This window comes from Schleiferilactobacillus harbinensis, from assembly GCF_008694105.1.
GTDB lineage: Bacteria > Bacillota > Bacilli > Lactobacillales > Lactobacillaceae > Schleiferilactobacillus > Schleiferilactobacillus harbinensis.
Genome location: NZ_CP041364.1, coordinates 2112203 through 2124883, shown reverse-complemented (window position 1 = coordinate 2124883; position 12681 = coordinate 2112203). Strand labels below are relative to the sequence as shown.

General features: G+C 51.7%; 15 protein-coding genes. 9 read left to right on the top strand and 6 right to left on the bottom strand.

Going from position 1 to position 12681, the window contains the following annotated elements; translation table 11 throughout:
* Nucleotides 1-112: 112 nt before the first annotated feature.
* Both FMM01_RS10560 and FMM01_RS10555 read right to left on the bottom strand, forming a co-directional pair.
* Nucleotides 113-535, bottom strand: coding sequence for a MarR family winged helix-turn-helix transcriptional regulator (locus FMM01_RS10560; protein WP_150392491.1), 423 nt, complete (start codon nucleotides 533-535; stop codon nucleotides 113-115).
* Nucleotides 532-1923: an MFS transporter gene (locus tag FMM01_RS10555; RefSeq protein ID WP_223849929.1), complete on the bottom strand. Its 1392-nt coding sequence runs from the start codon at nucleotides 1921-1923 to the stop codon at nucleotides 532-534. The genes FMM01_RS10560 and FMM01_RS10555 overlap by 4 nt, the downstream gene beginning before the upstream one ends.
* Before the next feature lie 130 nt (nucleotides 1924-2053).
* Here FMM01_RS10555 and FMM01_RS10550 point away from each other — a divergent pair, with 130 nt between their 5' ends.
* From FMM01_RS10550 to FMM01_RS10540, 3 genes are all read left to right on the top strand, one after another.
* On the top strand, nucleotides 2054-3013 hold the full coding sequence (locus FMM01_RS10550; protein WP_150392490.1) for a ketopantoate reductase family protein: 960 nt from the start codon (nucleotides 2054-2056) through the stop codon (nucleotides 3011-3013).
* An 84-nt stretch (nucleotides 3014-3097) separates the two neighbouring features.
* Nucleotides 3098-3493, top strand: coding sequence for an iron-sulfur cluster biosynthesis family protein (locus tag FMM01_RS10545; RefSeq protein WP_146993987.1), 396 nt, complete (start codon nucleotides 3098-3100; stop codon nucleotides 3491-3493).
* Between the two features lie 282 nt (nucleotides 3494-3775).
* Complete coding sequence (locus FMM01_RS10540) at nucleotides 3776-4975, top strand: hypothetical protein (RefSeq protein WP_150392489.1); 1200 nt, start codon at nucleotides 3776-3778, stop codon at nucleotides 4973-4975.
* A 130-nt stretch (nucleotides 4976-5105) separates the two neighbouring features.
* Here FMM01_RS10540 and FMM01_RS10535 read toward each other — a convergent pair whose 3' ends face one another.
* The gene (locus FMM01_RS10535) at nucleotides 5106-5522 is read right to left on the bottom strand and encodes a type II toxin-antitoxin system CcdA family antitoxin (protein ID WP_150392488.1); all 417 of its coding nucleotides are present in this window, start codon (nucleotides 5520-5522) and stop codon (nucleotides 5106-5108) included.
* A 196-nt stretch (nucleotides 5523-5718) separates the two neighbouring features.
* Here FMM01_RS10535 and FMM01_RS10530 point away from each other — a divergent pair, with 196 nt between their 5' ends.
* The 4 genes from FMM01_RS10530 to FMM01_RS10515 are packed head-to-tail and all read left to right on the top strand — an operon-like array spanning nucleotide 5719 to nucleotide 8301.
* Nucleotides 5719-6528, top strand: coding sequence for an ABC transporter ATP-binding protein (locus FMM01_RS10530; protein WP_150392487.1), 810 nt, complete (start codon nucleotides 5719-5721; stop codon nucleotides 6526-6528).
* A 2-nt stretch (nucleotides 6529-6530) separates the two neighbouring features.
* Nucleotides 6531-7403 (top strand): ABC transporter permease, encoded by an 873-nt coding sequence (locus tag FMM01_RS10525; RefSeq protein ID WP_150392486.1) that lies wholly within the window; start codon nucleotides 6531-6533, stop codon nucleotides 7401-7403.
* 25 nt (nucleotides 7404-7428) lie between these two features.
* Nucleotides 7429-7887 (top strand): LytTR family DNA-binding domain-containing protein, encoded by a 459-nt coding sequence (locus FMM01_RS10520; protein WP_150392485.1) that lies wholly within the window; start codon nucleotides 7429-7431, stop codon nucleotides 7885-7887.
* A 12-nt stretch (nucleotides 7888-7899) separates the two neighbouring features.
* Nucleotides 7900-8301, top strand: a complete 402-nt coding sequence (locus FMM01_RS10515) for a DUF3021 domain-containing protein (RefSeq protein ID WP_150392484.1) — start codon at nucleotides 7900-7902, stop codon at nucleotides 8299-8301.
* Nucleotides 8302-8343: 42 nt separating this feature from the next.
* Here FMM01_RS10515 and FMM01_RS10510 read toward each other — a convergent pair whose 3' ends face one another.
* Nucleotides 8344-8667 (bottom strand): magnetosome magnetite crystal formation protein family, encoded by a 324-nt coding sequence (locus FMM01_RS10510; RefSeq protein WP_027829029.1) that lies wholly within the window; start codon nucleotides 8665-8667, stop codon nucleotides 8344-8346.
* A 135-nt stretch (nucleotides 8668-8802) separates the two neighbouring features.
* Between FMM01_RS10510 and FMM01_RS10505 the strand changes: the two genes are divergently transcribed.
* Complete coding sequence (locus tag FMM01_RS10505) at nucleotides 8803-9567, top strand: Fic family protein (RefSeq protein WP_150392483.1); 765 nt, start codon at nucleotides 8803-8805, stop codon at nucleotides 9565-9567.
* A gap of 55 nt (nucleotides 9568-9622) precedes the next feature.
* On the opposite strand, the gene FMM01_RS10500 is transcribed toward FMM01_RS10505, so the two are convergent.
* Together FMM01_RS10500 and FMM01_RS10495 are read right to left on the bottom strand one after the other, a co-directional pair.
* Nucleotides 9623-10204 carry an SOS response-associated peptidase family protein gene (locus FMM01_RS10500; RefSeq protein ID WP_223849928.1) on the bottom strand — a complete coding sequence of 194 codons (582 nt, stop codon included), beginning with the start codon at nucleotides 10202-10204 and terminating at the stop codon, nucleotides 9623-9625.
* Nucleotides 10205-10307: 103 nt separating this feature from the next.
* Nucleotides 10308-11216, bottom strand: a complete 909-nt coding sequence (locus tag FMM01_RS10495) for an ArsR/SmtB family transcription factor (protein ID WP_150392481.1) — start codon at nucleotides 11214-11216, stop codon at nucleotides 10308-10310.
* 193 nt (nucleotides 11217-11409) lie between these two features.
* On the opposite strand from FMM01_RS10495, the gene FMM01_RS10490 reads away from it, so the two are divergent.
* Nucleotides 11410-12669 (top strand): ABC transporter substrate-binding protein, encoded by a 1260-nt coding sequence (locus FMM01_RS10490; protein ID WP_027829026.1) that lies wholly within the window; start codon nucleotides 11410-11412, stop codon nucleotides 12667-12669.
* Nucleotides 12670-12681: the final 12 nt, after the last annotated feature.

The following is a 12681-nucleotide window of genomic DNA, read 5'->3' as shown; positions in this document are numbered from 1 at the left end:
AGATTCACCCAAGAAGCAACGAAATGTGATACAAGATCACCCAGGTCCCTGATGCCTTTTGATTATCGTTGTTCACATCTGACGGCCTAATCAGCAATCATTCCATGCCTCCTTAGGCTAAATTGTGGTCAATCAACTTCAAGGCATCAATCATTTCCGACTGTTGTACAGGCAGCAAGTCGCTGAAGGCATCGATGTTGACTTGGGCCAAGATCCTTTCAACCTTGGGCACGAGGGCCTTGCCTTCTGGCGTGAGGGTTACCGTCCAGGAACGCCCGTCTGCGGCACTGCGCTGCTTTTCCACCAGCCCCAGATCAATCAGCTGGGACAACCGGCGGGTGACGTTGCTGGGGCTGAGATAGATCCGCTTGAAGAGCTGATCCTGGGTCAGCGGGGTATCATGATTGATTTTGAGAATAAAGTAGTAGTTATTCACAGTAAGATTCAGCGGCTTCAATTTGACGTTGAGGTACGCTTGAACCCGCCGGGCTGTGATATTCAATTGCGAAATGAGCGCATCAATTTCTGCGGTCATGCTGTCATCACCTTTCTTGAACGAATCAGCCAGAGGCCGATAACCAGTAGAATTGTCGCCGCGAGATAGGCGACGGATTGGGCGTGGAGCAAATGCTGAGGTACTTGACCCGTGACGGTCAGGGCGGCCCGGCCGGCCAGCACGGACAGACTGCCGTAATAAGTAGTGGTGGCCAAGGTCGTGCCGAGGACCATCCCGAATTCTCGGGTCAATGAGTTGGTCGCCCCGGCCATGCCCCGCTGTTCTGCTGGCACACTGCTCATGATGAGTGTATTGCTGGGGGTGCTAAAGACGGCGGTACCGATGGAAATCAGGATCGATAGGCCGCCCAACACCCAGGGCTCGTGCTGGCCGTTACTGAGAACGAGGCCGATTTCGGCCAAGACCAGCAAGACCATGCCCCACTGCATCACCCGGACTTGCGGATACCGATCCGTTAGCCAGCCCGCGATGGGATTCGCCACAAGAGCAATTGCCGGCGCAATCATCAGGATCAGCCCCGTGAGCTGGCTGCTGGTGTGCAGTACGACTTGCAGGTAGATGGGGGCCAGCAGGGTGAAAAAGTAGGCCGCAATGAAGCTCATGAATGACGCGAGCAGGCTGCGGCTGAACAGCGGGTGACGGAAAATTGCGAAGTCCAGCAGCGGTTTGACAGCGTGCCTTTCGGCCTGACTGAATTGCACCAGAGCAACTGTAAATAGGCCCAGACTGAGCAGCGTGATCACCGGCTGCGTCAGCAGTGTGCTGGTGAATACGTAGAAGCTCGCGGCAGCAGTGATCAGCCAGAGGGTACCGGGCCAGTCAATCGTCGGCGTTTGGGCGGGCGCACTGCTGGCGGGAAAGACCCGCCAGGCGACGATTAGACAGAACAGGCCGAGGGGGATATTGATCCAGAAAATGGCGTGCCAGGATAGGTAGGCCAGAATCAAACCGCCTAGGCCTGGACCAGCCAGGGCACCGAGGGAGATGAAGATACTCTCGACACCCAAGGCTCGGCCCAGAAAGGCCATGGGGAAGATGTCGGTGACGATGGCGTAGCTATTGGCCATCGTCATGCTGGCCCCAATGGCTTGGACCAACCGGCCGCCTAATACTAAAGGCAAACTGATACCCAGACTGGCCAAGGCCGAGCCGATGGTAAAGAGCAGCGTGCCCCACTTGAATAAGCGGATCCGCCCCAGCTGGTCGCCCAGTTGGCCGAAGGTGAGCAGCAAGCCGCTGATCCCGACGAGATAAATCGCAATGACCAAGTTAATTTGGCTGGTGGGCACGTGCAAACCGGCCGCCATGGCGGGGACGGCAATGGTAACGATACTGCCGTCTACGATCACCATGAAGAAGAACAGGCCTAGCGTGCTGAGCGCCAGCCAGCGATGGGTAACGGTCACGATGCAGCCTCCTTTCCTTACTGAAAGAAAGTGTATCACTATTAAATTGCTTGCGCAAGCAATTAAAATCAAAAAGTTTTGAAAATGTTAGAATGGATGTGGAGCAATATTGAAAAGGAAGCTGATTATTTTGAAAATTGCCATTGCAGGCGCTGGTGCCATGGGCGGCCGATTCGGCAGTATGTTGTCGACGACGGAGAATCCCGTTACGTTTATTGATTTGTGGGCGCAGCACGTTCAGACGATTAATGCCCACGGGTTGCTGGTTCATACGGATCATGGCGATGAACGGGTCCATGTCCCCGCGTATCTGCCGCAGGATGTCCACGGCAGTTTCGACTTGATCGTGTTATTCACCAAAGCCATGGGCATTGCGCCGATGCTGACGGCGCTGAAGCCGGTCATCACGCCCCAGACGCATATTTTGGTGCTGGGCAACGGGATCGGCAACATTGAGACGATCAGCCGCTTTGTACCTAAAGATCAAATTATCGCTGGGGTGACGGTCTGGTCGGCCGCTTTGAACGGTCCTGGCGAAATCACCATGAAGGGTGACGGCGGCGTGACGCTGGAAGCCCTCGGCAGCAACGAGGCCCCATTCTTCAAGCAAGTCGTTCAAGTTTTGCAGGATGCCGGGTTGAAGCCGACTGCCTCCCATGATGTGCTGGCCGCTATCTGGCGTAAAGCCGCATTGAACTCGGTATTGAATACGTATTGCACGATTCTGGACTGCAATATCGGTGAATTCGGGCAATTGCCGGACCACGATGCCATGATCGACGGCGTTCTGAGCGAATTCAGCCAAATTGCTGCCAAGCAGCACGTGCATTTCGACGCGGCCGACACGAAACAATTGATCGTGGCGCAATTCCCAGATGACAAGAATGGGCTGCATTATCCGTCCATGCACCAAGACATGGCCAAAGGCCGTAAGACAGAGATTGATTTCTTGAACGGCTATATTGCCAAGGTTGGCGCGCGGGAGCATATTGACACGCCAATCAACGCAATGCTGACCGCACTGGTGCACAGCAAAGAGAAGTTGAACGAATTACAAAGCAGTCGGGAGAAAGTCGCGACGCCGGTTTAACTTGGGGTTAAGAAAGTCGAGCTGATGCCTCGGCTTTTTCTTCCGGTTGACCGGTGGCGTACAATTAAATTGGAGGCGACAAAGATGGCAGAAATCAAATTAACGGATTCCATGGCCCAATTACTCAAGGGTGACCGCTTTGCTGGCAAGACTTTGCTCTTAGTCACAGATGATGGCGGCGGTAAGTATTCCTTGCAGGGCGGGGCGTGCAGCATTGGCGCTAACTTCACGGTGATCATTTTGGATCAGCCGGACCCTGATTATAGCGTACCGCTGAAAAACGATGCCGGGATTCCCTTGTATACGTCCAACTATGACCTGACTTTTCTGGGTCATGGCTTGACGATGGATTATCAGCACTACACGATTTCCTTGAAGGATGATTCCGGTCTGCTGGACGGCGGCATGCGAATCGCGAAGGGCACTGATGTATTGGCGGCCTTCAAGCAAGGGATTACGGTCAGCGGCGCGACGTGCTAAGTATACGATAGAGTATAGCAATAATACCCGTTTTAGCTGAATGCTGGAGCGGGTATTTTTATACCAACTTTTTTAAAAGGAACGCACGTTATTGCTTTCTGACGGTTCGGTCGATTACGTATAATTAAATTAGGGAACGTTCGTTTGTCCCACCCGAAAAAATTCGAGCTGATAGGACAGAAAGGACAGAGTGCCAATGCGCGATAACTTACAAGCTATGGGGCCGAGCAGCGCCATACCTTCACTGCCACATTTGAACGCACAGGATACAAGACAAAAGAAATGCGATATGCCACTTATTATCGACCTACTCTGCTGGTCAATGACGTGACTGACGAACAAGGCAAGGTGTTGACCGATCACTTGTGGTTTAACTATACGTTGGGTTTTCAAAAACTCGGTCATTTGGAAAAGGGTGATCGGCTGCAATTTGATGGCCGAATCACGACTTATACCAAGGGGTATCAAGGGTGGGACGCTGAACTCAGTGCCGAGCATCCGATTGAGACGGATTACAAGATTGAACGACCGACCAAGATCAAGTTGTTGGGTGTGTGTGAAGAGCGGCCGCCGCTGCCAAAAGATAATTGGGATCTGGTACAGCAGATCATGGACGAAAATGCGGCGTTTTATCAAGCGCGCGACGCCCAAGTTGCAACGGAACGGGCTGCCCGGGAAGCGGCAAAACTCGAGAAAGCGAAACAGGAATTCCGAGAAGAGAAACGACGTGAGGAAGCTGAGCGGGCGGCTGAAGAAGCGGCAGCGCAGGCGGAGGGGCGAGCATATCGGTTTGCAAGATTTTCAGTCACTGTCATGCCGCAACCGCACTGCAATGAGCAGGGGGACCTTGTCTGGCCCCGTGATCGGACACCCCGAGAGTACAGCCGGTATCGCGTTGTTGATAGAATCGATGGGCGGGTGTTGGCTGATAATCATGGTCATGGCTATCTGAACGGTCCCAAAGCATTGCGGGCGTACCAGCGGCAACTGCGTCAAGACGAAGAAACGCGACTGACTCAGGAGTGGTTGGAGAAACAGCCCAGCGACCTGCTATGGGCTTGGGTACAAGCTGCCCAAGTCAGTGAACCGATGCTGACAGCCGGTCAGCTGCGGGTACAGATGAAGCAGCGAGTGGCAAAGGCTATTGGTAATCCACTCACTGAGCAGGCAAGCGATATTTCCTTTGACGCTTTCTTCAGAAATTGGTGGCGTCAAATCCGTGATGCACTGGGGCAGATCATCAGCAAGCGACGTCATGAGTTTCTGGCAGCTCAGCCGCCAGAATTGCCGACGGCTTGGTTCCAAGAAGCGGTTGCGGCGGGTGTCCAGCGGGACGACCGGCAACAGTATGTGTTGACCAAGATGACCGAGTACATTAGTGGGCTGTCCCTTGAACAACAGGTGCCGCCAACAGATGGCTTATTGCGGCGTTGGCAGAAATTAGCTCGGCGCGCGACGCGGCAAGGAAGGCGTCGTAATTAAGCGGGGTAATCTGATGGAAGCAGTGAGTTAAAAGGAACTGCCGGCGACTTCTACAGATTTTTGCGCATGAACTGAATCCGTTGAGAGTTTATTAGATGCAGCGTGGGCCAGCCAATTTAACGATGTCGCATTATTTTGGGGAGCTTTTATCGTTCATACGCGCGTGTTTTTCGGCCAAGGTTTCAGCCAGGGCCGCTGAAAGATTGATATCGGCAGCCTCCGCCCAAGCCGCCAGATCAGCAGGAATTGTCACGTTCTTCCGGACGTGGCGGCGTAATTGGCGTTGCTTGGCCGACAAGTTCGCACTGATTACTGCCGTGAAGTCTTCATCTGCAAGCGTGAAGGTTTTGGGGTTTGCCGGTTTAGGCAAATCCTTCCGGTTGTAATTCATTTCGGCCAACACATCGCTGGCCATCACATAAGCGTCCGCCAGCCCGTACCCTTCAGTAAAAGTATGCGGGAGATCTGGGAATTTCACGAGATATAGATCACGGGCGTCGCGGGTAGGGTGAAAGATGGCGGGGTAGGCAATAAATTTATCGGTCATTGTAGGGGAACCTCCTAGGATCCAAGTCAATTGTCAACGCAAACACATGCGCTACTCCAATATTACGCAACTGGATATGGGGTTGTCACTATCCGGCGCATAATTACCACTTACCCCGCAATTTCGACCACTTACCGCAAATCGTGGGACGCCGCCCCATTCTCCTGCTAATCTACAGGCATAGGAGATGAGCGCAATGTTACTCACTGCAAAGAACTTAACGAAGACGTACGGTGATCACGTCGCTGTGAATGGCATCAACTTAACGATTGAAAAGGGCAGCCTCACCGCTGTTTTGGGACCGAACGGGGCGGGCAAGTCAACGACGATCAATATGCTGACGGGGCTGCTGGCGCCTACCGCAGGGATGGTTAGTTACGCCGATGAAACCAAAATCGGTGTGGTATTCCAAAGCAGCGTGCTGGATAAAAATCTGACCGTGACTGAAAACTTGCGGATTCGGGCCAAACAATACCGGGATGTACCGGCAAGCCGGGTGGCTGTATTAATTGAGGAACTGGGTTTAACTGATTTTCAAAACCAGCCCTATGGCACATTATCCGGCGGCCAGCGGCGGCGCGTGGACATTGCCCGGGCATTGCTCAATGCACCGACGATCCTGTTCCTGGATGAACCAACTACCGGTTTGGATATTCAAACCCGGACCGCAATTTGGTCATTGCTCCATGCGCTGCAGCAATCGCAGCAGCTAACCATTCTGCTGACGACCCACTATCTGGACGAGGCCGACCACGCGGACATGGTGTATATCGTTGACCGCGGGCAGGTCATCGCGCAAGGAACCGCGGCAACGATTCGCACGCAATATGCCCAAAATGTGTTAACGGTGACGACAGCTGCGGGGGAGCAGGTCCATCATCCCCAGACGGCGCAGGCGGCAATGGCCTTTCTCGCTGCGCACAAACAGGCGATTTTGAATTTTGAGTATCGGGCAGGCACCATGGATGACGCCTTTATGGCGTTGACGGGAAAGGAGATGCGGTAATCATGACAGCAATGATTCGACGCAATTTATTACTCTATTTTCGAGATCGAGCCGGCGTGTTTTTCTCCTTACTAGGAGCCTTGATTTCGTTCGTACTTTACTTAGTATTTTTGAAAAAAAGCATTCTCACGGAATGGAGTGCCGCGCCTAACGCCAACCAGCTGCTGGATCTGTGGCAGATTGGCGGGACGATGACGATCATGGGCATTACGACCACATTGGCCAGCTTGGAACGGATGGTGCAAGATCGGGAAAACGGCGTGCGGGATGATCTGTTGTTGACTGATGCCGGACCGTTTGGCTTGCAAGTCAGTTACATGGTGAGTGCTGCGATTATCGGCTTATTCATGCAGCTGATGGTGCTGCTGATCATGGGGCTGTATTTTGTCATTGCTGATGGCATCACCATTCCCTGGGCTGAGCTGCCCATGGTCGGGGTGATCATGCTATTGAGCACGTTTACTGCCACGGCGTTGAATACCATGCTGGTGCAAGGAATTAAGAAGATTGCTACGCTCGGAGCCGTGAGCACGGTGATCAGTACTGCTGCCGGCTTCTTGGTAGGGACTTACGTACCAATCGGGGCTTTGCCCAATGCCGCTCAAGTATTGCTCAAATGTACGCCGGGGGCCTACATCGCCGCCCTGTACCGGGAAACACTGATGGGCCCGACACTGACGACAACGTTCCAACATCATGCCGCAGCGCTGACTCGTTTCCGAACAACAATGGGCGTGCGGATTGCTTGGTCCAGCCAGTTGACAGTTGGCCAAACATACGGAATAGTAGGAAGCGTGCTACTCATCGCATTGTTTTTCGCCCTGTTACCGCAATGGCGGGCCGCTCGGCAGCGGCGGGCGTTAGTAAACGCGTAATTCTAGGCAGAAATGAGGGACAGGTATGGTCCGCAGTCGTTTTTCTGAAAACAAACGTTATGCGTCGACAGATCCGGCAGTGACCGTGGAGGCGGCTGTTGAGGATCAAAATATTCAAGCCCTCATGGCCTACATTGACCGGTATGGTGCCAATCAGACGAACATTGTGCCGATCAAAACAGAAGAACGAATTCAAATGGTGCGCCTGGACGATATTATTATGGCGGACGTGCAGGATACGCAGCTGCTAGTTTTCACCACGACGGGCGTACTGACGACCCGGGAGCGGTTGGCCCACTTTGCCGACCGGCTGGCCAGTCCGGATTTTGTCCAGGTGTCGAAACACGCCATAGTCAACCTCAACCATCTATTGTCCTTGGAAGACAGCTTCTCGGGCAGCATGACGGCGAAACTCAGCGAACACAATAAGACCAGCGTCAGCCGCAAGTACGTGCAGCTGCTCGCCCAGAGACTTGGTCTATAGGAGGCACAAAAAATGTGGAAATTAATGGGCCGGACTGTGCTCGGCGGGATTGGCATCGGCTCGTTCATGTATTTGCTGGTGGTCATGCTAGGAGTGCAGACAACGGCGCCGACACCCCGCAACATTGGTAGCGTATGGGTCATGAGTGCCTTGATCAGTTTACTGTCGCTGATCTTTAACTCAGACCGGTGGTCGTTTCTTGCATTACTTGCCGTCCATCTTGGGGGTACGGCCGGCATCGTGGCAGTGACGATCCTGTATAACCACTGGAGCAATCTGCTGACGGAATGGTCCTATTGGCTGGTTTTCCTGCTGATTTACGTGGCGGTTTGGGTCATCATTTATGTCGATCAGGCCCTGCGAGTGTCGCGGATCAATAAAGCATTGGCGGATCGACGCAAGAATCGTGCCTAAAACAAAAAAGCCACCCCGCAGGATGGCTTTCACTGATCAGCATTAGTCTTGGGCCAGCAGTTTGATGCCTTTGTACAAGTTGTAAACCACCAGTCCCAAGTCCACCACGACAATTACGATCATGATAGGAATCGTCACGCCCGTGGTGATGGGGACGCTATTCGAAGTGAAACCAGTAATGCCAATCAATAGCATGCCGCCGAAAGCTACGATCCCAGGGATGATGTGCAGCAGTAATGCATTTTTAGCATCCGCCTGGGTCTCGGATCCGGCATCGGACACCATCCAGACAATCAATGGGAAAATAATTGGTGCAAATAATACTGAAATGTAACTCAATGCGCGCAAAAGACGATGATCGTTCATCGTGATTCCCCCTTATGAAATTAGATTACAGTACCGCCATCTGGATTTCAATAATGGTGCCCGGCAAGTCGGTTTCTTTTAGTTGCGTCACCCAGCGGGATACGCTACGATGCAAGAGATGGAGGTGGCGGAAAAATGGATAACACGGCACTTGCGCGCTTTATCACGTCCCTGGGTTCGTTGAACAGTTATGGCAGCACGGTCTATCAGACGAAATTAGCGCTCGACCAGAAATCAACCAAGCCATTGCGCCAGGACAATGCGGACGTGGCAATTTTTACTGATGCCTTGAAGGGCATTAGGGCGATCCAGAAGATCGGGTTCAGCACGGATGGCATTATTGCAGTCAATCAGCAGTTTGATTCACCTTCTGATGAAGAGCCGAATATGCCGGGCCATTTACGCAATGCTTATTATAACGACGACGATCGAACAGCGATTTTGGTCAGCACTAAGGGGAGTGATGCCTATTTCCCACCAGACGTGGTCACGCGGGCTGACTTGGACAACATTGTTGATCGTTATCAGGCCTCGCCCCACCATGAAAGCGACGCCTGGCGTGTGTTTGCCGAATTAGCCAAACTGCAACCGTTCCAGGACGGCAATAAGCGGACAGCATTGATTGCTGCCAATGCCGCGTATGGCACCTTACAAACTGGCGAATATCTGATTTTGCCCACCAATGATTTGGACCGTGCTGAATTTACGCTGATGTTGATGCGGTATTACAATGCCAAAAATAATGGCGAGGAAAAGGATGCTTTCCAGCGGATGCTGGCTCTGCTGCCGAGTAAAGCAGATCGGTTGCAAGCACTGGCCCAGCCGATTGAAGACAAACCAGGTCTAGATTCGAAAACCATCCGCATCAAGCACGAGTTCCGGAATGACGAAAAGCACTGAACGCCTGCCGCACAACAGCGGACGTTCAGTGCTTTTTACTACAGCTTAGTTGAGATCAACTGAGTACCGCATCGGGATCATTCGTGGTGCTGATCAATTCGGCCATCTCTTCCCGCAACTGAGCGACGGCATAGGTGTCATCGAACAGCCACTTCTTCAGGTCCTTATGCGGAATCATCAGCGGCATACGGTCATGGACCCTAGCTACCGCGTCATTTGGCGTGGTAGTCAAAATGATGGATCGTTTACCTTCTGGGAAGTGGGCGATGAAACCGGCCACCAGCAAGATTCGGCCCTGCGGATCTTGAAAATAAGTTTTCTCTTTATCCTTGTTCCATTCGTAGAAACCGGACATCGGGAAGACACACCGCTCGTTGAGGAAGGGCGCCTTGAACATTTCTTTGATCAGCACTGTTTCCGAGCGGGCATTGATGATCAGCTGTTCCGGCTTAAATCCTGGAAAGCCCCAGACCACGCTGCCCAGCGCCATGTGCTGGGCGTGGGCCATAATCACCGCTGCGTGATCCTTGGGGAATACCTCCCCCGTTTTCACCGGCATATCGTGGTCCGCCAATGACTCAGTCAACTGGCGCAGCCGCTTATTCCGGCGTACATCGATATAATATCTGCCGCACATCTTGAAAGTCATCCTTTCTTGATACAGTTCTATTATAGTCTTGTATTCTGAGAAAGAACGGGCGAGAACAACTCAACAGTGACTAGTATTAAAGTGACTAGTATTAAGAAAAGTAGACAGTCGCCCTGATATTTTGATCGTGATTTCCAAAACCGGCACCAAACAACGTTAGGCCGCCAAACCGATCTTCGTCAGGCAGGACACCGATCCGGAAGCGGATCGTTTTTTGCTTTTCGAGCTGCAGCATTGCTGCACTAATTTCTGAAATCGATTGACTGTTTACTGAGGTGTCCAATTTTCCCACTCGAAGATGGGTCAATACCCCATACTGGCTGAAATCACTGGGCCACCAAGCTGGCGTGTAGCGTCCGCGCACATCAGAGAAGTTTCCGGGAATTTCCGTAGCGCCCACAAACACATCGTTGATCCAGAAGCCGATTTTTGATGGCCAGTTGTTGTTCGATAGCGGAAATTCGCTGGCCAGTTCAAGATCGAATTCCAGCATTTCTAAGCGGCTATCCTGACTAAGTTCGTTCGGGATAATGTATTCCAGCGCGCCCTGTGTGAACCAGAGCAGGTGGGCGTGCGACCGTTGCGGAGAAAGAAATACGTTTGGGTCATCCATCTTGCCGATCCGCTCTTTTAAACTAACCAGACCACATGTTTCACGCACATCTTGGACGGAAAAATAACTGCCGACGGGGATGTCGTAGGTCAGTTGGTGGTATTCCGGAAAAATTGTTTCTGGGAAGTTCACAACGATCTTATCCACGGTGGGGATGATGGCGACTTGCCGACTATCGCCCGCGACGGCTTGTTGGAACCGCAATAGACCGGCATCGGCTAAAATATGCAGGTTTTTCGACACGGCTGCTTTGCTGAGATTGAGCCGTTGAGCCAAGTCGGTAGCCGTGTATGCCGTATGAAAGAGGAGCCGCAATATTTCCAGCCGCACTGGGCTGGCCAAGGCCTGATAAACAGGCAGTGACGTGTCTTCAATATCCAGATCCATAAATTGATCACCACCGTTCACTTATTTGTTAACTATTATACGATACCCGAACCGTCGCGGCAATCCAGCACTCTTTTAAGTTAAACCCCGTCTAATTGGATTGACAGCGCTTACCTACGATGATATTTTCAACATGGTAAGTGGCAATTAAGAAATGTTTCAGAAGGAAAGTCAATGATGAGGTGAATTAATTATGCGACGGTTGCGTTCACTAGTGTTGGCATTGGCAACTATTCTCCTGGCCTTCGTGGCGGTGGGATGTACAAGTAGCCGGGCCCAGTCAGATTCAAAGACGATCGTATTTTGGAACCCGTTCACGGGTCCCGATGGCACCAGTATGCAAAAGCTGGTCAATGAATACAATGCGACCAAACCAGAGTATCCGGTTAAGAACATTTCCCTGACAGAAGGGGACATGTATGCCAAGATTCCCACTATTGTCAATTCAGGGCGGGGGATTCCTGATTTGCAAATTGTCCATGTGGAACGGATCAAGGATTACGTGCATAACGGCATTCTTGATACGTATGATCAATATCTCAGCAATTATCCCAATATCAAAAGCAGCAATTATGTGCAAGAGGCTTGGAACGGCGGCTCCTATGAAGGACATCGCTATGGTATTCCCCTCGATATCCATACATTTGTGATGTACTACAACAAAGACCTGGTGGCCAAATATTGTCCCGAAGCCTTGGATGATAATATCGTCACCTTTGATGAAATTAAGGCGGCGGGGGAAAAGGCCAAGAAAGACGGCATTACTGCCCTTGGACTAACTTGGTGGAAACCAAATTATCTGTCTATGCTGGGCCAACAGGGCGGCGAGTTAACTAAGAATGGGGTTGACCCAACACTCAACACAGAGCCGGCTAAAAATACGTTGAACTTTTACAAGTCGCTCTATGCCGCGGGCATTACAAGCCGCGATGGTCAGGACCCCATGCAGTTATTCTTGACGGGCAAAGAGATTTTTCATCCTGAAGGGATTTGGATGGTGAATCAGATTCGTGAAAGCAAGATCAAGTTCGGCCTGACCAATGCGCCCCAAGTGTCAGCCGATCCCAAGAAAATGGTGAATTGGTCCTCCAGTCATCAATTTGTACTGTTGAAACAAGCTAAGCGGAATACCGCCAAGACCAAAGCTACTTTGAAGTTTATTAACTGGGTCCGCACCCACTCGATTCATTGGGCTGAGGCAGGGCAGAATCCAGCTTCCCAGGCAATTACAAAAAATAAGGCGTATCAGAAGATGGGGCAGTCCTTCCTGTTGAAGAGCAAAACAGAACAAGAGTCATTGCGTATTTTCGATTATCGCTATAACGGGTATGTCGCCGACTTTCTTGATCGATATGCGTTAGACCCAGTTTTTGGTAAGACGTCGATCGAAAAATATTTGAAGGATATGCAAAGTACTGTGCAAGACAAAATTGATGCACAGATCACGGATTGAGGGGGAACTCAT